The organism is Maribacter sp. Asnod2-G09 (assembly GCF_045063795.1).
Classification (GTDB): domain Bacteria; phylum Bacteroidota; class Bacteroidia; order Flavobacteriales; family Flavobacteriaceae; genus Maribacter.
Window position 1 is genome coordinate 851,238 of the sequence record NZ_JBEFOA010000005.1, and the last position, 25,821, is coordinate 877,058.

Consider the following 25,821-nt stretch of genomic DNA (forward strand, 5'->3'; position numbering starts at 1 on the left):
TATTAATATCTTCGATTCATAAAACAACCCCATGGGACTACTACTTTTTTACGCATTCATTTCTATTTTCTTCTCTTTTCTGTGTTCTATATTAGAAGCAGTATTATTGAGCATAACGCCAACATTCATTAATGTAAAAATGAACGAAGGTCATGCCTATGCCAAAAAACTAGAGATACTTAAAAAAGATGTTGATCAACCCTTAATCGCCATTTTAACTATAAATACTATTGCCCACACCGTTGGTGCAATTTTGGTGGGTGTGCAAGCGAAAGTTGCCTATGCCGAATTATACGGTAGCGAAACCAAATCATTTTTAGGCATCACCTTTACAGAAGATTTAATGGTTGGTGTGGTTTCTACTATTATGACCATACTTATTTTGGTAGCGTCAGAGATTATACCAAAAACTATTGGTGCTACATATTGGAAACAATTGGCTAATTTCTCTACCAAGGCTCTAAATATTATGGTTTTGGGCTTAAAATATACGGGTCTGTTATGGTTGCTTCGTCTTTTTACCAAAATGGTAGGCGGTGGCAAACACCATGGTAGTGTATTAAGTCGCGAAGATTTTCATGCGATGACCGATATGGCACATGAAGAAGGTGTTTTTGAGAAGTCTGAATCTACGATTATTAAAAACTTATTGAAGTTCGATGAAGTTTTGGTGAAAGACATTATGACGCCAAGAGCGGTAATGAAAGTAGCATCTGACGAGAAAACGATTGCTAATTTCTTTACTGATAATCCGAAGTTGCGTTTTTCTAGAATCCCTGTGTATACCGATAATATGGATAATATTACCGGTTTTGTTTTAAAGGATAATGTTTTGGAAGAAATGATCAACCAGAACGGAGACATTCCGCTGAAAGATATTAAACGCGAAATTTTAGTAACCCGTAGAAGTACACCGATACCCACCTTATTTGAAATATTCATTGAAAAACGTGAAGCAATTGCTCTTGTTGTAGATGAATATGGTTCTGTAAGTGGTATTGTAACTATGGAAGATGTTATTGAAACCCTTCTAGGGCTCGAAATAATGGACGAGAGCGACAATGTTGCCGATTTGCAGAGTCTTGCTCGCAAAAACTGGGAAAAACGCGCTCAGGCAACGGGAGTAATAGAAAAGCCAACGTCACCAGACGAATAAATAGTAAATACCACTATGGCCGATGTTGCTTACATACAAACACCCCTTGGCGTTGCCAAAATTATGGGCGACACTGACGGCCTTACTTCTATAACCGTTTTAAATTCCGATGAACCCCTTACAGATGTTATACCGGAATCTTTAGAAGATGCTGTGTATCAACTGAACGAATATTTTGAAGGCACAAGAACGCAGTTTGACCTAAAACTGAACCCGTACGGAACCGAGTTTCAAAAGAAGGTTTGGGTGGAACTGCAGAACATACCTTACGGAAAATCGAAGTCTTATTTAGAGCTTGCCAAATTATTAGGTGATCCCAACGCCACCAGAGCTGCCGCCTCTGCAAATGCTCGAAATCCGTTATGGATCGTGGTGCCTTGCCATAGAGTTATTGGTACTGATGGTTCACTTACGGGCTACGCTGGCGGATTGCATAGAAAACAGTGGTTATTGAACCATGAGAGTCCGTTTAAGCAGCAAAGTTTGTTCTAAAACAGCTTATTTATTCCACCAAAAAACAAACTACTTGGTTTGTTTCCTTTCAAAATTCCGCTTCTTACATCGTACATCTTGCATTTTGTCGATTCAATTGCGATTGCTATCGTTGCTTTCCAGAACTCTCCACACATTTAAGCAGTAAAAAACAGACTGGTTGGTTGGTTCGTTGTTTTTAAGGTGATTCTCTTCTCTGTTCTACTTCTGGGTAATTAATTCTATAAAATTTATGATGATTATGGTTTTCCGTAATGGAATGTGAAGTGATAATTGTAGGTTTATTCTTTAGTAGTATATTAGCTAGGTACGCTTTAACCACCAAAACAAGAAATAAACGTACCCTGGTACGTTTATAAGTACGTTGGCATTAATTGTGAAAGACTGTAACATTCTTCCCCATTTATTATCTTATATGAAATTCAATCAATCAAAAAAATGAAAAAAGGACTCCTAGCATTATTCGCATTATTAATTTTTATCTCTTGTAACGATAACAAAACTGAAAAAGGAAGAATATTGGTTATAGTTTCAAATACAGAAGACATGGGCGACCCAGAAAAACATTTTGCTGGGAACAACCTTTGGGAAGTAGCTCCTCCATATCATATTTTTGTTTCTCATGGATATAAAGTTGATTTTGTTTCACCAACAGGAGGAAAAGTACCTTTCTCAATGGATCCTGTTGGAATAAGCAGTTATACTATAAAGTATGAAAATTTTAATGGCAATGTTGAAAATTCATTAACGCCTGATTTAGTAGATTATAAAAACTATAAAGCCGTTTTTATTGGTGGCGGATATGGACCATTATTTGATGTATCCAATAACAAAGACTTATTATCAATAATAGCCAAAATTTATGAAAATGGAGGAATAGTTGGAGGTTGCGGACATGGTCCTGGTGCTTTTGCAAATGTCAAACTTAGTAATGGTGATTATATGGTCAAAGGTAAAAAAGTAACTGGCTTTCCAAATTCGACTGAGATTACTAAAAGTTGGGCTAAAGAAGGTACTTTATTGCCTGTAATGCTGGAAGACCAATTGAGGGAAAATGGAGGAATATTTCAAACTAAAAGTAATTTGAATGATAAGCATGATGTTGTAATTGACAAAAGGATTGTATCAACCATGTTTCTTCCTTCTTCAGCAATAGTTGCAAAAGAAATGATTAAACAAATAGAAAACTAATGCCAACAATACCTATAGCAAATAGGGCAAAAAGAGCTGATTTTAATGGCTTGGGCGTGTTTGCTAAGTCCGCCAAATCTTTTGGATTTGGCAATTAAAAAATGAAACTAATTACAAAACAAAAAGCTCTGGCTCGTAGACCAGACGGAAACGAAAAGTTTCCTTGCCTGCCCTACTTGCCATAGCCGCACCGTTAGTTAACGTTTAAAAAAATTATGAATAACAAAATAGGAAATAAACTTTCTGAAACATTTGAGTTCAATAGAACATCCTTTTTATCTAAAATGGAATTACATCCTTTGTTTGAGGAATTTAAACCTTTTGTCTCTGAAATAAATATTGAAAATTTAACCTTACAATTTCACTCAGAAATCGATATCAATATTACTGAGTGGTGGACAAATAAGGAAAAAAAAGTCGATTTAGAATCTAAAATTTTTGCAATTCTATTTACCCATAGAGATTTATGCGCCAAAGAACCTGAAGCTTATGTTTATGGAATAAATGAAACAAGAACACCACTTAAGTTACAACTAGAGCCTTATCATCTGGATTCACACGACTATGCTGATGGATACTATGCAATGCCTGGAATAACATTAGGTTTCTGTAAAGAGTTGCATAAACTAGATTGGACAAGTTTAAAGAATACCGATTATGAAGATGTTGATTGGTATGAACTAGATGGTAGATTAGAATTATTTAATACTTATAAATTTGCAATAAAATTAGCACTCCATAACGCTCTAAAAAAACTAATGTCACAAAATAGATTTAGTAAAATTAACTCTATAAATCCTTTGCATTTTTTAATACAGGAGTACGATGAACAAGTATACCCCCTATTGTTTATGGAATAAAAACGAACTCCCAATATAGAACAGAGCTGAAAAACAAACCAATCTCTCTTTAGCCCGACAAAATACTTTACCGTTTCAATTCAAATAAAAACGAAACCAAAACAATGGAAATTTTACAAAACGCTCTATAAAGCAGTATTTTAGATGAAATTTAACAAAGAAATTTTTAATGATTTAAAGCCAGTTTTAAAAAATAAAGGGTTAGCAAATTCAAATTATTCAGAGCATAATGGAGGTTTAGATTTTTATAAGTCCAATAAGGATAGTGACTATAGATTAACATTAGACCTAGGTCTTGATAAGAAAGGATTTGTCAATATTTATGGAAGGATTTCTTTTCCCTACATTATAGATATACTAAGTACATTTATAGAGCTAAGACCAAATATTTATGAAGCTATAGTAGTGAACTACGATTTATATAAAAACAAAGATAACTGGACTAAAATCTTTAAAGAACTTGGAGCACTTCCTCTTCAAACACCTTTTGATATTCAGAAATTTGAAAATAAAATAATAAATCACGTAGATTCTTATATTTTACCATTTTTTCAAAAATTTTCTAATATTCAAGATGTAAATGATAAAATTTTAAATCTTTTACCAATAGAAGAATATGCGAACTATATACCTGGACAGACTAATTTTAAAGTTCTTATAATAATGAAATTATGTAATAGCTCTAAATATATTGATTTTAAAGAATGGGCATTAGAGGCTTATAATCAAGGTGTCAAGATAAATCCAACTAGATATGGAAAAGATCATGAATCATTAAAGGCATTAGTAAATTATCTTGACAATGAAGATTTTAAGGAATTACTTGATGCTGATTATGGAAACGATAGATTCTAAATTGAAATGAGAAAAGCCGGCAGGTAACAAATAACGGAATTAAAAAACAAACAAATTCTTCTTTAATCTGAGACAATAGTATTCTAAGCTCATAGATTCTAAAATCAATAAACAGAATACGCTCATAACCGTGTTTTATAACTTTACCATGAGAAAACTTCAATGCTATCTTTTAATTCTTTTGCCCATTCTAGCATTTTCGCAAGCACCTGAAATACCAAAAATTGACTTTAAATCTAATGCAGAAGAAGTAAACAGGTATGTTGAGCTATTTGGCTTGAATGATGCAGACGCATTGGTGGTTCGCCTCGCCTACTCTATACTGCCGCATATAGAACCAGAATCAAATTATATCGTTTACTTCAACAACGGTAAGGTAAGGCGCTTCAGAATTAATGAGTCCGCCCAACCAATGGCTTCCCCTAACATAAAGAGGATACGTGTTAAGAAAAAAAAGTATTCAGAGTATTGGGCATTTTTGAATCTCTGTGCTAGTGAAGGAAAATTCAATATAGACCAAAGTCAATTAGCGACCTTAGGAGAAAAAGCGAACTCATGGAAAAACGCCATAAGTGGCGGACAAACCTATACTTTCGGTTTATACCAAGGCGAAAATTATACAAAATATAAGAGCTTTTTACCATCTATGTTCACGGATGAAGAATATCCGGGATTCAAAGATAAACGTAAGTTAATCTATGTGATGGAAGGCTTTAAAAATCTCACTGAAGACTAATACATAATCGTTCCTTTTTAAAACTATGAAGTCATCTAATGCTTTGCATTGAGGATTACAAAACTGCCCAGTAAACAGTGGTAATTGAACCATGAGAGTCCGTTTAAACAGTAAAATTTGTTATAAAACAGCTGCTTTACCCAGCTAAAAAACAAACCACTTGGTTTGTTTAGCGCTCCAAATACCCATATAACTTCGTACGCCTTGCATTTTGTCGATACAAAGGTGAAGATTGCCGTTTACATCCAGAATTTTGAACTTATTCTACCAGTAAAAAACAGACTGGTTGGTTGGTTTGATGTTTTCAGCCATTTCTATTGAATATGGTTTATGGTCAGGGTTTTCATTCAGGAATGTACCGAGTCAATTGTAGGTTTATTCTTTAGTGGTATATTAGTGTACTCATAAATCAATTACATATACTCATTAATATTTAGGGATATGTGTAATTGTACACATAGCCATACGTTAGCTGTAATGTAAAAACCGAGATTGAAGAAACTACTCATAATAATATTGACAATGAATATATTTAATCTTTTCGGGCAAAGTAAGCCGAAAAATGACCCATATTGGGAATTCAATAAATCTGAACATTTTAAACCAAATCTAGAAAAAGGCGACTTCTTCAAATTAACAGGTTTTGATTTTGGTTGGTTTGTTCTTGAACCAATTTCAGAATATATCCAAGATGCAAATGGTGAACTCAAAAAAGGCAAAAATCTATCTTACGGTCAAAAAGCATTGTATTATTGGTGGTATGTTGATGCTCAAGTAAATAATGGTGGGTTTACTCAATATTATTATAATGATTACGGAAAATACACACCAACAGTCATAAAGGCATTAAAGCATATCGGAGACGATAAAATGGCTGAACTTGTGAACCGTTCTTACGAATTATATCTAAAAGAAAACAGGAAAATCAAAGATGCTAGACTTGGAGGTTGGGAAGAATTTAGCAACCTATATAGAGAAATCAAAGATTTTGATGATTTAGATGATGAATACTATAATCTAAATAATCAAACGATGAAAAATATTGAGAATTATATTCGCAAGAATCCTAATGAAATATGTTTAGATGAAGAAGGCAATGAATTTGACCTAAACTTTTCAGGAGAACTTAAAACATACCATTCAAACAAAAAGATTAAAGAGCTAATTCCACTCGAAAAAGGTGTCGTTTCAGGAACATTTAAAAGTCACTTTGAAAATGGAACATTAAGTGAAGAAATTTATTTCTATAAAGGCGAGCAAACTGGAGAAAGGATTGAATATTATGGAAATGGCAATAAAAAATATTCCATAACTAAAGACTTATCAAAAAATCAATTTGAACATTTATGGTATTTTGAAAACGGAAATTCTAAAAAGTTAGAACATAAACAATTAGACAAAGACGAAAGAGTTGGAGAATATAAAGAATGGCACGAAAACGGACAACTTGCCGAAACTGGTAATTACATATCAGCATATGAGCGTGACGGAGAATGGCTAGAATACCATAAAGACGGAAATAAAAAAATTGAAGCCGAATTTAAAAATGGTAATTTTTTAATTCATAATTGTTGGAATGAAAAAGGAGAACAAATCTTATCAAATGGTACTGGTCTTTATGTAAATGAATATTCGATTTATGATGGAGAGATTGACAGAAACGAACAGGAATATAAAAACTATAAAAGGGATGGAATACAGAAATCCTTTAAGAATGATAAATTAAACTTATACCAAGAAATGGTAAATGGTAAAGAACACGGAATAACAAAATCATATGACGAAAATGGAAATCTTGAATATGAGGCTGTTTATGAGAATGGAGTTGAAAAATCAAGAAAAGAATACAAAAACGAATAAAATACTACAGCTAACAATGTATAAAAAACATAGCTAGTAAGTGCTAAACTTAAAGTTCGTGCATACTTGCAAACACCGCCAAATTTTTAAATTTGGCTTTTAAAGAAAAAAGATAAAAACAAAATTAAAAAATTCGGCTCAGTATTAAACCGAAAAATAGTAGCATTTAACACGCTACGTTTCTTATACTAACCGTTAGCAAATATATGAATAAGGAATCGCCTATTTTAAAAGACCTAAAGCATTTAGAATATATAAGCAAGAACAAGCCCGATATTGTTTCTGGACTAATTGATAAAGGATATAATGACGATGAAATTATAAAAGAATTAGATAATTACGAGTTTAAAAACAATTGGAATGGCAACTATTTTGGTTTCATATTATTAGCTATATCTGGAGTTTTACTCTATTTCATAAAACCTGTTCGTGGTTTTTTTGAATACAAATTTAGTTCAAGTGGAGATTTTTTGAAATTAAACGAATTGGTTCTTAAGCCTTTTTTAGCTCTATTGTTGATTTTCATTGGTATCAACATTATAATAAACAGAGGTTATGTTAATAGAAATCTTAAACTAATAAGCATAGCATTTTTATTATTCTTTTGTTTCTCAATTTTAAGGGCTGGTACTATAAATAGTAATCCATTAACAATTATAGCTTCAATAGTAGCAATAGTTACCCTATTGAGTTTTAAATTAAATAACTCTAAAAAATCTGATGGTGAGGTTTTACTTAATTACATAAAATCTGAAAAGTCTAATAAAAATGCACTCAAACAAATATTTTACAAAAAATGGAAAGGTTCTTCCATATTCGTTTTCCTATTATTATCTTTTATTCTTTTTATCATTACCTCAATTTCAATAGATTATAATGATCCCGAAAAAATGCATATTCCTGTTTTATTAAGAAAGCCATCATCACTTGAGAAGATATTATTAATTACATCTAAAATATTACTTTTTGGGAGCTTTATTTGTGCTCTATTAATGAATATTAATTTTAAGATGTTCAAGCTTGTCTTAATAGGATTAATGGTGATATCTGCTGGACATATAATTACTTCTTTCACTCATATAGATTTTCAACCGACAATATATCCCGCGCTAATGATACTTTTGTCCGGAACTTTTAAGCTTCTGACAAAAAATACTTTTGCTAATAAAACCTAAACCTAATGCGGAGTTCAGGGCAAAACCGAAAGGTCTGTGTATATTTATAATGTTGCTAATCTCGATAGAAATCGGGAATGGATATAGCTTTAGAACAAGAAAAACAATAAACTTTAACTACGTCGGCAGACCTGCCGGCAGGCAGGCGGAAAAGAATAGTTTCCTTGCCACTGCACTACCCTTAACCAAACCTTTAGCTACAAATCGCCAAAACAAAAATGATAATAAAACAGTTAATTTTAGGTTTCACATTTGGAATATCAATGACGTTTATCTCTTGGATAGTTGGAATGGTAATTAATGGACTATTTATGAAAACTGAATACTATGAAAAAGTATCGAATCTGAATTTTATAAAAAATAAAGGACTGAATAAAAGAATTGGAATTAAGAACTTTAAATGGGTTGTGAAAAACACTTTTTTTAAGTTTTTCAATCAGAAAATAAAGTTGGAAGATAAAAACGCTGATTTAACTGAAATCAGAAGCGAAATGATGCTATCTGAAATTAGTCATTTAATTGGTTTTTTATTTGTTTCAATTGTTGCTTCTTATAAATGTATAACGACTGGTATATTATTCGGACTGGCAATGATGATACCGAATATATTAATGAATCTTTATCCTTCTTTATTACAACAAGAAAATAAAAGGCGAATTGATAAAATATTAAACAGAAAGATGAAAACTGTAGCTAACAATGTTTAAGAGAACATAGTGCTTTTGTTCTCAATCAAAAGTTCTGCGCTTATTAACAAATTCGCCAAATATAAAATTTGGCTTTTACTAAAATGATAAAACAAGATACTTAACTTGAATGAACTTCAGTTGATTTTACTTTTACTGATTTATACATTTTATAAAGTTTGATGAATGCTAATAACTCAACACCTACAATAACAAGATGAATAATTAAATCCATTGTAGGGGAAGCGGGTGCATTAACCAATGGAAACAAAGGATCTATAATTGTTTCAAACCCCTCGCGTAATATATTCATTATGAACATTACCAAGAATAATTTTATATCTTGAGAAATCATAATTATTATTGATACAATTGCCATTACAGCAGTTCTTGCAGCAAATTCGTAAGCGAGATTATAGTCTGCGACAGTTTCAATTGTAATTCCTGATGCTATAACTGCCTTATGGTCGAGTAAGAATTGATATACCTGTGAGAACATAATTAGTATTAATACTCCCTGTAAGATATTAATCCAAAGTGGAATTTTTGTTTTCATATTGTACCTATTTATAGATTGGTTACACAAAGTTACTTTTATTAGTAACTAATAGTTACTTTTGAATGAAAATTACATTCAGAATAACAAAAAAGTAGTTACTTATAAGTAACCATTGAAAGACTATGAAAGAAAAGAACCTCCAAAATTGTCCCCTTACTCAAGCACTTTTGGTAATTGGAGGAAAGTGGAAGCCAATAATAATTTCTCATTTACGAAAATCACCAAAACGTTTTGGACAACTAAATGCATTGATACCTAATATTTCAAGAAAAGTTTTAACAACTCAATTACAAGAATTGGTTAGAGATGAATTGTTAACTCGCCATAGTTACGCAGAAACACCACCTCGTGTTGAATATCGACTTACTGAAAAATCGAAGGAACTTGTACCTATTTTTCAATCCATGTCAGAATGGGGTATGTATTTGGTTGAGAAGAATAGTGAAAATAAAAGCGCTACTTAAGAAAGTACTGAGCTGAAAAATAAATAAAAACCTAGCTCAATCTATCCCCACAATTTCTATCATAATCTAAACCTGTTTTAGCTATTCCGTAAGCTTATTTAATCAATTTGTTCTAGACTGAAATAAAGCTAATTTTTGTTCTTTACTTATAAAATTATGCTGTCATATAACGACTAGTATTGACGGCTATGTTTACTAGCTGTTAGCTGCACAGAAAACGATGCTTATTAAACCATAAGAGCCCTTTTAAGCAAAAAAATTAATTCTTAAACACATGTGTTAACCAATTAAAAAACAAACCACTTGGTTTGTTAAATACTCCAAATACCCATATAACTTCGTACGCCTTGCATTTTGTCGATACAAAGGTGAAAATTGCCGTTTGTTTCCAAAATTTTGAACTAATTCTACCAGTAAAAAACAGACTGGTTGGTTGGTTTGATGTTTTCAAGGCAATTCTCTTCTGAGAGCTATTAATGACAATTAATTCCATCTATTTAATAGCGATAATGGGTTTTCATAATAGAATGTAAGATGTAAATTGTAGGTTTATTCTTAAATAGTATATTCGCTAAATACCACTTAACAACAAGACAGGAAATAAACGTACCGTGGTACGTTTATACGTACTTTAGGTAACATTAAAAAAACAAATGACAGACAACAATTTAAGTAAAAAGGTTAATTTTCTAATTTTCTATTCAATAATCAGTACAACATTCTTTTTATTATTTATAGTGTATTTAAATATTCAAAAAAATAAAAATCTTGATGAGTTAACAGTTAAACGTATAAACATAGTGGATGAATCTGGAACTAATTTAAGAATGGTCATCAGCAATGAAGTTCGACAACACCCAGGAATCATTAATGGAGAAAAACTCAAACCTCGAGAAAGACCGTCAGGAATTATTTTTTTTAATTCTGCTGGAGATGAATGTGGAGGATTAGTATATGATGGTAATGATAATAATGCAGGGATGGTTCTATCAGTAGACAAATTTCGTGATGACCAAATTATGCAACTTCAGTATATGGAAAATACAAAAAACAATGCAAGAAAATATGGATTGCAATTATGGGATTACCCTAAGGAAAACACCAACCAAGAACGAAACAAAAGGTTTGAAAAATTAGATTCAATTAACGATAAACTTTTAAAGAAAAATGAATATCAAAAAATGAGACTTGACAGCTTACTAATGGAAGACAGACTATTTATAGGAAAAAATTTCAACAAAGATGTTGGACTATTCATTAATGATAAAACAGGAAATCCAAGAATCAAAATATACATTGATAATAATGATACGCCTAAAATTGAACTTTTAGATATAAACGGAAAAACGATAAAATAACATCACCTAACAAGGCATATAATTAATGCCCTCCGGGAAACTAATCATATACTAAAACGTTACAACAAATAGCTCCAAAAAAAATAATTCATTAATGGAAAAAGTATCTGAATCTTTAAAAAATATCATTGGAAAATGGGTAGTTACAGAACTAACAAACCAGCATACTTTTTATCCACCTAATGAAGATGCTTTAAATCATATTAGTGAATGGCAATCTTTTGATATTAATAAAATTAAAGAAATCCCGAGTAATTTTCTTCTATATGGAATCGGAAAGGAGAACATTGAAATTAATCCTTTGACTGACATTCAAATTGAATTCACAGAAATCTTTAGGGCTAAATTGACATATCACTTTAAAATTTATTGCAAAGACAAAATTCTTAAAGAAATTTTTTGGGAGATTTCAACAGAAACTGAATATTGCGATTTAAGTATAGTCATGGGGGAAGTATATAATTATGCTCGATGTAAAATTGAAAAACTTGATGATAATGAATTGATACTAATAGAGAGAATTGACAATAACGAGTCGGATACTTATTTTCACAAAATCAAACTTAAAAAATTAAAGCAATCAAAAGGTTTTTTAAAACGTTTGTTCAATAGAAATTAAAATAAAGAATCCTAAAATCTTAAATGGAATTCCTATCTATTTGGAATTGAATCAGAACTTGCTTACTCGAATCCGTCGCAACTTGTTGTAAAAAACCTATACATAATACGGACTTTAGGGTTTAAACGGAAAGGTCTGTGTATATTTATAAGGTCGCTAAATCTTATAGATTTAGCTTTGAACAAGAAAAATAAAACTAAACAATAAGCTTTAGCTTAAGCGTTATCAAACTGCAAATAAAAGATGATATTAAAAAGAATTTTATTGATAGTTATTCTTGGAGTGGTGTTCTTAGGTTGCGAAACTGACTCGCTACCTTGTGAGGAAGGGTATATAGAATTACCAGGTCAAAATGGACCTGTTTGCGTGCCTGAAGGAGAGGTAAGAGCTGTTAACATGTCAACACCCCTAAGTTCAAATAAACGATAATAATATGCTGGTTAAAAATGCCATTTCTAGAGAAGACCTTGAAACCATTAAAAAGTGTAAAGCTTCAATGGAGCATATAGGTTGGGGTATAAAAGGAGTTAATATTATTGGAAACTCTTTAGAAACAGGAGCTAGATTTATTCCTGAAAAAGCGTTAAATATCCTTCAAAAATCTACAGAAAAAATATTGTTGGGATTACTAAAGGCTAATCTCCTTACCATTTCAAAAAACAAACAGTTAAAAGAACCTTCTAGTATTACGTATAAAGCTATAGTTATTGGCTCAGGAACAGTTGGTGGGTTTTTTGGTTCAACTACGGGCATTGGAACAGCCATTTTCGCTTCTGAAATGACCATTACCACAAAGTATATTTTACGAAGTATTATGGATATAGCTAGAAGCCAGGGTGAGGATATTTATTCCCTTGAAGGGCAAATGCAATGTATGGAAGTATTTGCGCTAGGAGGCAAGTCAAAAGATGATGATGGTATTGATACAAGCTATTATGTAGCACGCGCTGCTTTGTCATCAACTTTAAAGAATCTTACTTCGGCTAGCTTACAAGCGGCTATTAAGACTGCTGCAAATAGTTCTGTTGTTTTTGGTTCTAGTGCTATGAATAAATTCATCTCCCAAATAGCAGCGAGATTTAGTGTATTAATTAGCGAGAAGTTTATGGCACAAGCAGTTCCAATTGCCGGAGCACTAGGTGGCGGTTCTATGAACTTTATTTTTATCAATCATTTTCAGAAAATGGCTACTTCACACTTTACACTAAGAAGGTTGGAGCGTAAATATGGTGAAGATGCTGTGAGGAAGGCATATTCAAAAATCTAAAATAGCTCTAAAACTAACAATAAACCGGAAGATGAACTTCCTACTCAGTCACAAGTGTTACGCCGGACTTCTAACTTGGATGAAAAATAACTTAAACGGAAAAAAACGTTGGGTAAAAATTGCTATGATTAATAAGGACTTTAGGTCAAAACCGAAAGGTCTGCGTTTATTTTTGAAGTTGTTAGTTTAGATAGCTATCGAAAATGAATTTAGTTATTAAACAAGAAAAAGCAAATCATTAATCTATAGCTTCGTCGGTAGAAATAAAATTATTAATTTACTACTAAGTTCTTAGCTTAATCTAAATGTTAACTATCATCTAAAAACCGCTATGAAAATAAAACCATTTAAGTTAGAAAGGTATTATACCTTACACGAACATAGTGCTAAATATTCGTTGTGCAATTCTGATTGTGAAGCAATGACAATAGCCGATTTACTTTCATTAGAAAATGGAGCAAAAGAAGCGTTCGGAAACACTTGGTTGGGTTATACCCATACGCAAGGTAGTCCAGAATTAAGACGAGATATTACTTCAATTTATAGCAAAATAACGGCAGAGGATGTCATTGTTTGTACAGGGGCACAAGAACCAATTTTCTTGTTTTCCCATGCTGTGCTAAACTCAGACGATGAAGTTATAGTGCAAACACCTTGCTACCAATCTTTACAGTCAGTACCAGAAAGTATAGGGTGTAAGGTGTTGAGTTGGCATGTACGTTACGAAAAAAACGTCCCTTGTTTTGATATTGAAGCGTTAAAAAAAATGATAACTAACAAAACCAAAGTTATTTATTTAAATGCGCCACATAACCCTACTGGGTTTCTTTTTACAAGAGAAGAACAACAAGCAATTATAGAACTCGCAAGAATTAATAATATCATCATTTTTTGCGATGAAGTTTACAGAGAATTAGAACACAAACCTTCATTTGCAATTCCTGCTTTTGCAGATGCTTATGAAAATGGTGTTTCTATAGGTGTTATGTCTAAAGCATATGGTTTACCTGGTTTAAGAATAGGATGGCTAGCAACAAAAAACCAATCCATTTTAGAAAAAGTAGCTATTCTTAAAGAGTATACAACCATTTGTAATGCCGGACCAAGTGAATTTTTAGCAGGTGTTGCATTACGAAACAGGCATGCTATTTTAGATAGAAATCTAAAAATAATACAAGACAATCTTCCGCTTTATGATACCTTTTTTAAAAAATACGCAGACTTGTTTTCTTGGTATAAACCAAATGCCGGACCAATAGCTTTTGTAAAAATGCACTTTGATACTAATGACATGGATTTTGCCGAACAAGTGCTTAAAGAAAAGAGTGTATTAATACTTCCTAGTGGCGTGTATGATTTTAACGGCTATTTTAGAATAGGTTTTGGTAGACAAAAAACACCGGAGGCATTAGAACAATTTGAATCTTTTGTTTTAGAAAATTTAATGGGCAAATGATAAATATAACCTACGAACAAATAAACGATCTATTGAAAATAGAGGATTTATTTGAACCGGTAAAACAGGCATTTATTAACTATAACACATCATCGCTTATTGGGATTCCCGTAAGTTTACTTCACTTTCCCAATAATGCGGATACACATATAAAGACCGCTGCTATAAAAGGATATGATTACTTTTCTATAAAGGTAGTTTCTATGTTTCCTGACAATGCAAAGCAAAACCTATCTCCTTTTAGTGGCGCTATTTTTCTGTTTGATGCTAAAACAGGTTTTCCTACTGCCATTTTAAACGATAAAGGTATTATTACAGATTTAAGAACTGCAGCAGCAGGTGCTGTAATTACCAATTTTGTAGCTTCAGAATCTTCAAAATCAGTTGCTGTTATTGGTACTGGTATACAAGCATACCATCAAGTATTTGCTTTGGCGAAACTAAGACGAATCAATACACTTAACATTTATGGTCGTAGCAAGGAAAAAGCACTTTCATTAAAAGAAAAACTGACTCATTCTTTTCCTGACTTGAAAGTAGATGTAGTTGACAGCGTAGAGAAAACAGTAAAAGAATCTGAAATAATCATTACCACTACGTCAAGTAAAACACCTCTTATAAAGGGTGAATGGTTGCAGAAAGGACAACACATAACTGCAGTTGGTTCTGACGATATATATAAAAATGAAATGGATAGCGATTGTTTTAATGTTGCCGATACTATTTTTATTGATAGTCTAGAACTAAATAAACAATATGGGGAATATGCTCATGCAATAAAATCTTCACCACGTCTAATTGATAAGACCTTAGAGTTTGGTAATGCTTTTCAGAATACAGCATTTAAACATTCTGATAATAAAATTACAATAGCAAAACTGGTTGGTGTAGGAATCCAAGATCTGGCAGCATCGATTGTTGTAATGAATAAATTAAACAACCCAAGTTGATTCTTAAATAAAGAAGAATCACTTACCAATCACCCTGGCAGATCGCATAAAAACAGTAGTTATTAAACCATTAGAGCCTAGGTAAACTGTAAAGTTTCTCCTAAAATAGCTGCTTTACACAAACAAAAAACAAACCGCTTGGTTTGTTAAGGACCACAAACGCCTATTTAACTTCATATGCTTTGCATTTAATCGATACAATTACAATTGCTATCGTTATTTTAAAGAATATTTACCACATTTTAGCATCAAAAAACCAACTAGTTGGTTGGTTTTTTATTATTAAGGTAATTAGGTTCTGAATTTTATTATTGGCTTATAATACAGCGTTTACACGTCTCTTTTACAAACAAAAAACACTTACCGAATAGCAAAAAATGCTCTCTTTTGTTCTTTCTAATTAATAATTAAAATCACCTATTTCAATAGAAGTCAAACTAAGCTGTAAAAGACATAGGGCTGGTGTTCTGCTAAAACAAACAGGCAAATTTCTACATACATATACTTATTACACTACACTGACTTAAGTCATTCTTTATCCTTTGAACTAAAACTAATTTTGTTTAAAATAAAGTACGGTAATACGACAAGGAATCTAATTAATTTTTTGATTCTGTGTTTTTCAGAAAACCATACAGATTTCTTTAAGGTCGGGTTTGTTCATACAAGATTAGTTGCAAAACAATCGAAATTTAAACTACCACTTACTCTTAAACATAGTAACACTTTAATCAACAAAATTTTAAATTATGAAGGATTCTAATATTTATTTAAATGGCTTAGGATTAAGTTCTTTATCAGTTGCTGTCTACTTAATTCAGAAAGCCGGTTTTAACCCAGAAAATATTCACATTTTTGAAAAAAACCCAAAAACTGATTTAGTTGGAGGATCAATGGATGCATCTGTTAAAATGATCGACGGCAAACCTGTTTACCTTATGCGTGGAAGTCGCATGTACGAAGACAAAGTATATTGCTGCACAAAAGAGCTGTGGTCATTAATACCTTATGACGAACTTGGGTCTTGTTTAGACGACTATAAGCGTAATGCTGCAGAATGCAATATGAACACTGTGGTTAGACTACTACATGCAAACGGTGAGAAAGATACAGGACACGACCTCGGCTTAGGTACTAAAGAAGCTCTTGAAATGGCTCGATTAATAGAGATACCAGAATCAAAGATTCCGGCAGACGCCAAAATCACCGATTATTTCAGCGAAGACTTTTTCAAAAGTAATTACTGGTATATGTGGCGTGCGCTATTTGCTTTTCAGCCATGGCACTCTGCGATAGAGATGAAACGTTACATGAAACTATTTTACCACCGTATGTCTGATATGGATAAAATGACCTCATTAGAACGTACACGTTACACAAACTACCACTCGTTCGTACTACCTGCTATTAAACTCATCACAAAAAAAGGAGTTCAAATACATTATAATACTTGTATTACAGATGTAGATTTCAAAGAAAGTAATGATAAACGCTGGGTAGAACGCTTACATTTAAAAAATGCAGATGGTAAGGTATTAGATGCAATAGAGGTTAGACCAGAAGACAAAGCATTCTTAACTATTGGCTCAATTGTATCAAATCACTCTTATGGTTCACATGATAAGCCTGTAGCTACAGCACCCGTAGAAAAACCAGGCGAAGCATATGAATTATGGCAAAACATAGTATCAAAACAAGCAGACCTTGGCAGACCAGACCGCTATTTACGTGATGTTTCGCTTTCTAGAATGATGCACTTTACGGTAACTTTTAGAGGAAACCTTTTTGAAAGAAAATTTCAATGGTTAGTTGAACGACCAATGGGAGTACAAAGTCCCTTGCCTTTAACACAATCTCCATGGATATTGCACATACACACCTATCGCCAACCCTTTTTCCCTGGACAAGCGGAAGATACCTGCGTAATTTGGGTTTCTGCTTTAGGTGAAGATAATCTTGGTCAATTTGTAAAAAAACCAATGTATGAATGTACTGGAAAGGAAATTTTAGAAGAGCTTTTAGGACATTTATGGGGAGATCTAGACGAGAACGAAAAAACAGAACTTCTTGAAACATCGTACTGTGTGCCTTGTAGATTACCATACGGCATCTCTCAGTTTCTACCTAGAACCGAAGGGGACAGACCACCAGTTGTCCCAAAAGGTTCGCAAAATTTTGCGCTCTTAGGGCAATTTGTTGAAATACCAGACGGTATAGTTTTTACGACTGAATATAGTGTTCGTGGGGCAATATTAGCAATTAACGAATTAGTTGACTCGTCTATTGAGCCTCCTAAAATGTACTTTGGTCAACATCATTTATGGGATAATTTAAAAAATGCAAAAGCAATTTTAGGTTAACCACCTAAACTTTTTCTATCTTCAAACCAACGGTGTTTTTATCGTTGGTTTGAAGATTTATAATTAGAAAGCATTATTGCATCTTAATGATGTTATAAATAACGATTTACAATCTTTCATACCATCTGTTCTAACAAAACACTGAGGCAAAATAAATACCATAAAGATACATCTACTATCAAAAAAAGAGTTTCTAATTAATGAGCGCCAAAACAGCGACCAAAAATAACCTAAAAACCTACTGGCTTACTTTTATCAATAGTTCTGCAGGGCGTTGGTTTAAGAAAGTTATCATATTGATTATTTTCTCTTTGATCATAAATCATTTATCGACACCAGAAAGTTTTCCTGGTAGTGATGTATATAGATTCCCCATTGAAGGTTTTTTGGCATCTATTGTTTTGTGTATTCTTATAGGCATCATAACCGAGGTTAACTTTCAATATTACAAGAGGAAGCATTTCATTAAAAAAGTTGAAATCACAACTATTATATGGTTTATGGCTTCAACCTTAGGATATATTACACTCATGTATATTCCTGTAAATTTTATTTTTAGTCTAGTCGTAGACGGTGAAATTGAGTTCTATTATTTACTAATAGGTTTACTGATTACCTTACTATTGAGTTTTATTCTTATAGGGTTGTCGTATGCCCAAGACATTTACAATTTATATAAGTCATCTATAAAAGATGCTGTTGTAACCATAGAAAGCGGTGCAAAAACCACAAAACTCGCTTATGAAAATATTGCATGTTTTTTTAGTGAAAATAAAATAGTATTTGCTGTTAAAAATGATGGCACAACAATAAGCACCGATTTTATATTGAATGAGCTGGAAGAAAAAATAAACAATCAATTGTTTTATAGAGCCAACCGGCAAATTATAGTTCACAAAGATGCTGTAGAAGAAATAGAAAAAATTGAAAATGGCAAATTACGTGTTCAATTAAAAGCTGCTATTGAAAACGATGCTATTAAAGAAATAAATATCAGTCGGTACAAGCGAAAGGAATTCATGAATTGGTTTCAATAAAAATTATCGACTATTCAGTTATTAATATACTACCATTCAGTAAGAACATAAGTATTTAAAAGGGGTTTCAGCGTTTTTGTTCATTAATTCGCTTAGAATTTAAAAACTAAAACAATGAACAAAGTTACCTTACGTCAAATAGTAATTCCATTAATTACCATTGCAGTTATCTGCTTTATATGGTTTGGACCACTACAATTAAGTTATATAGAAAACATCGTTGTTTCTATAATAATCATCTTATCAAATTATATAGAATACAAAGGAAAACCATTTTCAGCGCTAGGCTTTCGACGAGAAAAATTCACGATAAAAAACATCTTAGTACTAGCACCTTTACTTGCTTTAGGTCTCTTTACTTTTTATGTCTTTTTACTGGTTCCTGGAGTTACAAAACTCACAGGAGTTCCCATAGATTATTCTAGTTTTAAAGAATTAGAAGGAAATCTCACCGCTTGCTTGATTGCTGTAGTAGTCGTGTGGGCTACTGCTGGGTTTGGAGAAGAAATTATTTTTCGTGGTTATTTTATGAGACAATTTGTAAAATTCTTTGGAGAAAGCAAATTCAGCATAGTTCTTAATATTGTCTTATTAGCTTGTTTTTTCGGCTTTATGCATAGTTACCAAGGAATTACCGGACAAATAGTTGCAGGTACCGTAGGAGGGCTCATAGCGCTGATATTCTACCTACGTAAATACGATTTATGGTTTGTAATTGCCGTACATGGTTTTTTTGATACCATATCGTTGATTTGTATTTACTACGGATTGGCATAATGAGAACTGGATACACTAGTTACATCATCACCTACCTTGATTAGATATTCACTGTGCATCTTATTTCATAAAACAATAACCCTAACAACAACGGATATAGGTTCATAATGAAAGATTTGCGTTTTACGTGTCTGCGAGCAGAAACATAAAACGCAAATCTTCTTAAATTCATAACGGATAGTAAGAAATAGATCATTCTAACCTCGCATTTTAATACCAAAAAACAAACCACTTGGTTTGTTTGGCTCCTGAAACACTCATTTAACTTCCTACTCTTTGCATTTTATCGATAAAATGGTGAAGGCTATCTTTTGTCTCAAGAATTTTGGGGACATTTTGATTATAAAAAACAGACCAGTTGGTCGGTTCGTTAATTATAAGGTAATAATCTTTATAATGTACTTCGTGACTAATTAAACCTAATTTTAGATTAGGAGTATCCTTAGAAAATATCAGCCGAACCGTAAACCACACTTAAATTTATTCGTGGATTACCATATTTCTTCTAAAAATATATTTTATCCCACTTATTTACGTTTAATCAATAGTTGGTTTAGATTTTAATCTATACCAGTATACTTAAACCTTTTAACAAATAGGAAGTCTAAGTAATAACTTATAACCTTTTCCCCATGCATTTTCTGAAATCAGTATCAGTTATCTTTTCCTTTACAACAATAATTAGCTGTAGTAATGATGACCAAAACACAACAACAGCAACAACAACTTGTTTTTCAGACCAAGTCTTAGACGATACAAGAGGCGATTGCAATACAACTTTGGCTTTTAATTCTGAGTTTGAGGAGTCCATGTCAGGTGGTATAAGAACAATCACAGCAAATAGTATTCCTGAACATATGGTGGGGATTTTTGGTGGAGGTCCTGGATCGCTAAATCCCAATGCTATTTCAGAACAATCTGAAACGTATAACATCACTCTAAACCCAACTGCTGCTTCAAGCTTTACTCCTTTACTTTCTACAACTGGCGTAGGTACAAATGTAGGTCCGCAATATTCTTTTGGCGTTTTATTAAATGGGGTGGAATTAGATCCTGTAGCTGCCGAGCCCTTCCCGCACGAAGGAATTATGAGTGCTAATGTAAATTGGGAATGGAATTTAGAGGCTTTAAATGTTAACTTAGGTTTAGACTGTAATAATGCACATGTTCAACCCACAGGAAAATATCATTATCATGGTTCACCAACCCTTTATTTGCAGAATTTAAATATTCCAAATGATCAAATGACTTTAGTTGGATACGCGGCAGACGGATTTCCTATTTATTATAAGTATGCATTTACAGACGCTTCGGATAATTCATCTTCTATAACTGAAATGACATCAAGTTACCAACTAAAAACGGGCAATAGAACAGGAGATGGAATAACTGCACCTTGCGATACGTACAATGGAGTTTACTCTAATGATTATGAATACAGTACAGGCTTAGGGACTTTAGATGAAGCCAATGGTAGAACTGGTGTTACGCCAGAATACCCATTAGGAACCTATTATTATGTAATAACTGATGAGTTCCCTAGCATCCCAAGATATTTTAGAGGAACACCTTCTAATGATTTTAAAATTGGTGCGTAAATGAAAAATATATTGATATGCTGTTTTGTATGTCTGTACAGTAGTTTAGTAGTAGCACATGAAACAAATGAAGCCTTTTTCGTAATTACTCAGAAAGAGAACACCATTGAAATTAAAGCTGAGTTTCCTTGGACAATGAGAAATGCTCTGATAGCATACAATCCTTCCCTTGAAAATACGGCGAGCAAAAAAGATTTTGAGCATACTTTTATTGAATACATTAAAGCAAATCTCATTCTAAAAAATAAATCTGGAGAGCTACTTCAATTTCAAAATTATAAGGAGTTAGATAATAACGGGCATTCTAATCAAAACAGTTATTTAATAGTCTTTAACGGTAGTAATTTATTTGAAGTCACCAATACAATTATGTTTAACGTTTATGACAATCAAGTCAATTACAACAAATTAGCAATCAGTTCAAAAACGTATAAAACCTCAAAAGCAACAAATCATTTTAATGTAAATCAAAAAATGCCATCAGGTAATTGGTATTTCCTTCTACTAATAATACCATTTATATTTTTGGGGTACAGATTTTATCAAAAAAACAATGACCACGGTATGAATAGTTAATTGTCTCGGTTTTAATTTGCTGAATGACGTGCTTTATTACCTAGCTAAGTATACCCTAATATGCTTAAAAATTTAAAACACAATAAACTCATCACAACATCAATTAAAATTGTCTGCTTTTATCAGATATAGGAAATTAAAATTCCCTATATCATTGAGTTAGTCAAAAGCGAAATTGTGTTAATTTCCTACTTATTAGTATCTTACCTTTCTATGCCTGATAAAATACATCTTGAAAATATCTTGTTTTTAGATATAGAAACCGTACCAGAAAAAAGTTCTTTTGACCAGTTAGATGAAACTACACAAGAACTGTGGGCGCACAAATCTCAATACCAACGAAAAGATGATGTAACGGCAGAAGAATTCTATGAACGTGCCGGCATATGGGCAGAGTTCGGTAAAATCATCTGTATTTCTGTAGGTTATTTTACGTTTCAAAAAGAGGTTCGCAGTTTTAGAATTACCACGTTTTATGGTGAAGAAGCTAAACTTCTACAAGATTTCAAAGGTTTACTAGACGAACATTTTAATCATATCAAGAATGTGCTGTGTGCTCATAATGGTAAAGAATTCGACTTTCCGTATATCGCTAGAAGAATGATTATTCACGGTATATCGCTACCTCAAAAACTAGACTTATTTGGCAAAAAACCATGGGAAATTCCGCATATAGACACCATGGAGCTGTGGAAATTTGGTGACTACAAACATTTTACTTCGTTAAAACTTATGGCACATGTGCTGGGCATACCTTCACCCAAAGAAGATATAGATGGCAGTATGGTACGTGTGGTATACTATGAACAAAACGATTTAAAGCGTATAGTTACCTATTGCGAATTAGATGTGCTTACTACTGCGCAAGTGTATCTAAGATTGCGAAATCAACCACTATTAACTGATATAGAGGTAAAGAAAGTAGCTAATGAATAGCATCTTGTTAAAATTAGCATCCATTCATATAAAAATAGCACTAATGATGTAATTTTGTTAGTAACAACATTTGTTCAAAAACGAGCCATATCTATGAAAAAAATCATCTTATTATTCTCTGTAGTTTTAGTACTGGCAAGCTGTTTACAAGAAAAGGAAATAAGCTCTATACATCCTGAAAACTGGACGAAGAGAAAAGCGACGGTCAATGCTAAAGATTCATTAGAATATGGGAAGTCTTATTTATCTATCTATTCTCAAATTTATAGTAGTTCTGAGCATAAGACCCATAATTTAACGGCAATGGTCAGTTTACGGAATACCAGCGATGTGGATACTATCTACCTAACTAAGGCAGAGTATTTTGACACTCATGGCGTATCATTACGTAATTACTTTACCCACCCTATTTATTTAGCTCCATTAGAAACTGCCGAAATCATCATAGATGAAATGGATGTGGAAGGTGGTACCGGTTCTAACTTTATTTTTGAATGGCATGCGCCAAAAGACTGTCCGGAGCCATTATTTGAAGGCGTTATGAATTCTACCGTTGGTCAACAAGGACTTTCATTTACTACACAATCTAGAAGAATAAAATAGGGTTCTAGTACTTATAGAATTTTGTGCTTTTACTTACCTCAGCATCTTGAATTTGTAATATATACAAACCTGAAGGTAAATCTGAAACATTGATTCTAGCATCTGATGCTTTATCCATTTTCAATGCAACACCACATGTACTCATTATTCTATAGGTAGCAGTATCAGACGTTTTTACATTCAATTGTATTTCATCTACCGCAGGGTTTGGATACACGCTAAACGCAATATCAGAATCTGCACTTAAAGCATTTAAGGTTTCCAACTCGGTTTCCGCACCTTTAAAAGTAAATGTTGCTACTTCACTAAATTCAGAAGCGATGTTCTGTGAGCAGAATGTTCTTAATCTAAAAGAATACGTAGTATCTGTCAACAAACCCTTCCAGCTAAAGTTATTTACAGAAATATACTCTGTAGACCATTCTTGTTGGTGAACTTCTTTATACTGAATTTCATAAAGTGCATCTTCTGAAGCATTCCATGCTAATTTTACGGTAGACATTTCAGCTTCATCAAGACCAACTTCTGGCGCATTTATAGAACAGGTTGTCATAGCAACACCCGAAACGATCAATGAAAAATCTTGCATAGCGTTTACAAGTTCATCTTTATGGGTAACAGTAATAGTATACGTACCATTTGCATTAGGTATTTCAACTCTTTCAAAAGGATCTACTTTGTTATCGCCTTTTGTGGCTGCGCTAGCTGCCTGAGCAGGATTCAATTTCCAAGGCAAAAAAGTTTGTCCGTTTTTAGTAATTCTAATATCAAGATCATTTACCAATGCTGCAGTAGTATTGTTCAATTCACCCGAATTAATAAAACTAGATTGTATATCTGTCCAAGAAATTGAAGCGATCAATGTTTCGTTACCTTCTGCAGTTACATCAAAAGAAAATGAATTTCCGTTTTCTAATGTCTCTTCGGCAATGTGGCTAGAGAAATCTTTGTTATTTAAAACCTCAGCAGCGGTTTTCGAATTCATGATTCCCCATCCCATTTTATAATCTGGACCTAAATCTTCAATATCATCTGCAGTATGTAAAGCCAAACCTTTTAAAGTGGCTGCTTTCATATACGCACCATATAATTCTTTATTGTACTGTTGTAACAACAATAATGACCCAGTAACACCTGGTGTAGCCATAGAAGTACCAGAAGAAGTTTCATAACTAGTATTACTAGCCGCATCTGTAGAAAGAACAGCACCACCGTTACCAGCAATGTCTGGCTTTATTCTACCATCATCAACCGGACCAAAACTACTGTAGGTACAAACATCAGCAGTTTTTAAATTTCCGTTTCCATCAATCTTAGAATTGGCACCAGCAACAGTTATATTATTTTTTGAAATGGTAAAACCTAACAATACATCAAAACCATCAGCTGTTTTACCGTATGTAGGTTCTAAGTTATCTCTACTCTTTTGTGCATTACCTGCAGCAGTTACCATTAAGTAGTAAGGAGCGTTGTACATAATCTTGTCCCAATCTTGAGCTACTTTCGTATAAGCACCAAAATACCAGTCTGGCACACGATCAGCCTTAATACCGTAAGAGTGGTTAGAAAGTAGAAGTCCGTCAGCAGCAGCTTCTGTTACTTCAATCTTATCTCTTGTCCAATCATGCGATACTACATTGGCCATATTTGCTACACCTTTAGCATCTCTTTTAAGTCCTGTAGAAATTATACTTCCTGTAACATGGGTAGCATGTGTATCAACCTCAGCATTATCATCACCAATAGTAACCCTAGATGTATATTCAATATGATTTTCTAACGCTACACCAGCATCCCAAACACCAACTTTCATTCCATCTCCATCTAAGTGAAGTCCCATTAAACCATCTGTATTTAATGTACTTGCTCTAGAAACCAAACCAGCCTGATCAGAATAAGTTTCATAATATAAAGGACTACCATCTACCCCTATACCCTGCAATTCGATTTTTTTACCGTTCGCTAAAGTTTCTTTGATTTTCCAGTTGTTCAGTTTTGCTACCTCTTTAAGATGAGTTCTTTCAAGAGCATACTCAGAAACCAAATTAGACTTGAAATTTGCCAATTCGGTTCTCTTGTTATTTTCAGCAATTTTCAATCGTTGTTGCGAAGTTTGCGCAGTAATAACATTTGTTGCCGAGAACACAAAAAGCAGCAGTATTAAGATACTACTTTTAAGGTAGGTTAAGTTGTAGGTAGTCAACATAGGTTTTAAATTGTAGGATTTGGACTACAAACATATTAACCTTG

Annotated in this window: 25 protein-coding genes; 23 read left to right on the forward strand and 2 right to left on the reverse strand. The window is 32.8% G+C overall.

Annotated features, from left to right (window positions below):
* Nucleotides 1-31: 31 nt before the first annotated feature.
* The 9 genes from ACJJVT_RS15650 to ACJJVT_RS15690 all read left to right on the forward strand — a co-directional run bounded on the left by ACJJVT_RS15650 (nt 32) and on the right by ACJJVT_RS15690 (nt 9,032).
* A complete protein-coding gene (locus tag ACJJVT_RS15650; protein ID WP_405399954.1) occupies nt 32-1,156 on the forward strand; it encodes a CNNM domain-containing protein in 1,125 nt (374 codons plus the stop codon).
* Between the two features lie 15 nt (nt 1,157-1,171).
* Nucleotides 1,172-1,648, forward strand: a complete 477-nt coding sequence (locus ACJJVT_RS15655; protein ID WP_405399955.1) for a methylated-DNA--[protein]-cysteine S-methyltransferase — start codon at nt 1,172-1,174, stop codon at nt 1,646-1,648.
* 438 nt (nt 1,649-2,086) lie between these two features.
* Nucleotides 2,087-2,839, forward strand: coding sequence for a type 1 glutamine amidotransferase domain-containing protein (locus tag ACJJVT_RS15660; protein WP_154367327.1), 753 nt, complete (start codon nt 2,087-2,089; stop codon nt 2,837-2,839).
* 215 nt (nt 2,840-3,054) lie between these two features.
* Nucleotides 3,055-3,699: a hypothetical protein gene (locus tag ACJJVT_RS15665; RefSeq protein WP_405399957.1), complete on the forward strand. Its 645-nt coding sequence runs from the start codon at nt 3,055-3,057 to the stop codon at nt 3,697-3,699.
* A 144-nt stretch (nt 3,700-3,843) separates the two neighbouring features.
* Complete coding sequence (locus ACJJVT_RS15670; RefSeq protein WP_405399959.1) at nt 3,844-4,554, forward strand: hypothetical protein; 711 nt, start codon at nt 3,844-3,846, stop codon at nt 4,552-4,554.
* 148 nt (nt 4,555-4,702) lie between these two features.
* Entirely contained in the window at nt 4,703-5,290 is a 588-nt protein-coding gene (locus ACJJVT_RS15675) for a hypothetical protein (protein ID WP_405399960.1), read from the forward strand.
* A gap of 492 nt (nt 5,291-5,782) precedes the next feature.
* On the forward strand, nt 5,783-7,150 hold the full coding sequence (locus tag ACJJVT_RS15680; RefSeq protein ID WP_405399961.1) for a DUF4375 domain-containing protein: 1,368 nt from the start codon (nt 5,783-5,785) through the stop codon (nt 7,148-7,150).
* 206 nt (nt 7,151-7,356) lie between these two features.
* Entirely contained in the window at nt 7,357-8,325 is a 969-nt protein-coding gene (locus ACJJVT_RS15685) for a hypothetical protein (protein ID WP_405399962.1), read from the forward strand.
* Nucleotides 8,326-8,636: 311 nt separating this feature from the next.
* Nucleotides 8,637-9,032 carry a hypothetical protein gene (locus ACJJVT_RS15690; RefSeq protein WP_405399963.1) on the forward strand — a complete coding sequence of 132 codons (396 nt, stop codon included), beginning with the start codon at nt 8,637-8,639 and terminating at the stop codon, nt 9,030-9,032.
* Between the two features lie 100 nt (nt 9,033-9,132).
* On the opposite strand, the gene ACJJVT_RS15695 is transcribed toward ACJJVT_RS15690, so the two are convergent.
* Nucleotides 9,133-9,567 (reverse strand): hypothetical protein, encoded by a 435-nt coding sequence (locus ACJJVT_RS15695; RefSeq protein ID WP_405399965.1) that lies wholly within the window; start codon nt 9,565-9,567, stop codon nt 9,133-9,135.
* Between the two features lie 125 nt (nt 9,568-9,692).
* Between ACJJVT_RS15695 and ACJJVT_RS15700 the strand changes: the two genes are divergently transcribed.
* The 14 genes from ACJJVT_RS15700 to ACJJVT_RS15765 all read left to right on the forward strand — a co-directional run bounded on the left by ACJJVT_RS15700 (nt 9,693) and on the right by ACJJVT_RS15765 (nt 23,571).
* Nucleotides 9,693-10,034, forward strand: a complete 342-nt coding sequence (locus tag ACJJVT_RS15700) for a winged helix-turn-helix transcriptional regulator (RefSeq protein ID WP_405399966.1) — start codon at nt 9,693-9,695, stop codon at nt 10,032-10,034.
* A 653-nt stretch (nt 10,035-10,687) separates the two neighbouring features.
* A complete protein-coding gene (locus ACJJVT_RS15705) occupies nt 10,688-11,392 on the forward strand; it encodes a hypothetical protein (protein ID WP_405399967.1) in 705 nt (234 codons plus the stop codon).
* 94 nt (nt 11,393-11,486) lie between these two features.
* Nucleotides 11,487-12,011, forward strand: coding sequence for a hypothetical protein (locus ACJJVT_RS15710; protein ID WP_405399968.1), 525 nt, complete (start codon nt 11,487-11,489; stop codon nt 12,009-12,011).
* Nucleotides 12,012-12,254: 243 nt separating this feature from the next.
* Nucleotides 12,255-12,440: a hypothetical protein gene (locus ACJJVT_RS15715; RefSeq protein ID WP_405399969.1), complete on the forward strand. Its 186-nt coding sequence runs from the start codon at nt 12,255-12,257 to the stop codon at nt 12,438-12,440.
* A 4-nt stretch (nt 12,441-12,444) separates the two neighbouring features.
* Nucleotides 12,445-13,278, forward strand: a complete 834-nt coding sequence (locus ACJJVT_RS15720; RefSeq protein ID WP_405399970.1) for an EcsC family protein — start codon at nt 12,445-12,447, stop codon at nt 13,276-13,278.
* A 331-nt stretch (nt 13,279-13,609) separates the two neighbouring features.
* The gene (locus ACJJVT_RS15725; protein ID WP_405399971.1) at nt 13,610-14,734 is read left to right on the forward strand and encodes an aminotransferase class I/II-fold pyridoxal phosphate-dependent enzyme; all 1,125 of its coding nucleotides are present in this window, start codon (nt 13,610-13,612) and stop codon (nt 14,732-14,734) included.
* The gene (locus ACJJVT_RS15730) at nt 14,731-15,684 is read left to right on the forward strand and encodes an ornithine cyclodeaminase family protein (RefSeq protein ID WP_405399972.1); all 954 of its coding nucleotides are present in this window, start codon (nt 14,731-14,733) and stop codon (nt 15,682-15,684) included. The genes ACJJVT_RS15725 and ACJJVT_RS15730 overlap by 4 nt, the downstream gene beginning before the upstream one ends.
* Before the next feature lie 749 nt (nt 15,685-16,433).
* Nucleotides 16,434-18,044 carry an oleate hydratase gene (locus ACJJVT_RS15735; protein ID WP_405399973.1) on the forward strand — a complete coding sequence of 537 codons (1,611 nt, stop codon included), beginning with the start codon at nt 16,434-16,436 and terminating at the stop codon, nt 18,042-18,044.
* Between the two features lie 200 nt (nt 18,045-18,244).
* Complete coding sequence (locus ACJJVT_RS15740) at nt 18,245-19,081, forward strand: LytR/AlgR family response regulator transcription factor (RefSeq protein WP_405399974.1); 837 nt, start codon at nt 18,245-18,247, stop codon at nt 19,079-19,081.
* Between the two features lie 114 nt (nt 19,082-19,195).
* Complete coding sequence (locus ACJJVT_RS15745; RefSeq protein WP_405399975.1) at nt 19,196-19,858, forward strand: CPBP family intramembrane glutamic endopeptidase; 663 nt, start codon at nt 19,196-19,198, stop codon at nt 19,856-19,858.
* Nucleotides 19,859-20,490: 632 nt separating this feature from the next.
* On the forward strand, nt 20,491-21,456 hold the full coding sequence (locus ACJJVT_RS15750; RefSeq protein ID WP_405399978.1) for a YHYH protein: 966 nt from the start codon (nt 20,491-20,493) through the stop codon (nt 21,454-21,456).
* The gene (locus ACJJVT_RS15755; RefSeq protein ID WP_405399979.1) at nt 21,457-22,032 is read left to right on the forward strand and encodes a hypothetical protein; all 576 of its coding nucleotides are present in this window, start codon (nt 21,457-21,459) and stop codon (nt 22,030-22,032) included.
* A gap of 213 nt (nt 22,033-22,245) precedes the next feature.
* Complete coding sequence (locus ACJJVT_RS15760) at nt 22,246-22,968, forward strand: 3'-5' exonuclease (RefSeq protein WP_405399980.1); 723 nt, start codon at nt 22,246-22,248, stop codon at nt 22,966-22,968.
* Between the two features lie 93 nt (nt 22,969-23,061).
* Nucleotides 23,062-23,571 carry a DUF3124 domain-containing protein gene (locus ACJJVT_RS15765; RefSeq protein WP_405399981.1) on the forward strand — a complete coding sequence of 170 codons (510 nt, stop codon included), beginning with the start codon at nt 23,062-23,064 and terminating at the stop codon, nt 23,569-23,571.
* Nucleotides 23,572-23,575: 4 nt separating this feature from the next.
* Here the strand turns inward: ACJJVT_RS15765 and ACJJVT_RS15770 are convergent, their stop codons facing one another.
* Nucleotides 23,576-25,777: a S8 family serine peptidase gene (locus ACJJVT_RS15770; RefSeq protein ID WP_405399982.1), complete on the reverse strand. Its 2,202-nt coding sequence runs from the start codon at nt 25,775-25,777 to the stop codon at nt 23,576-23,578.
* Nucleotides 25,778-25,821 lie beyond the last annotated feature (44 nt).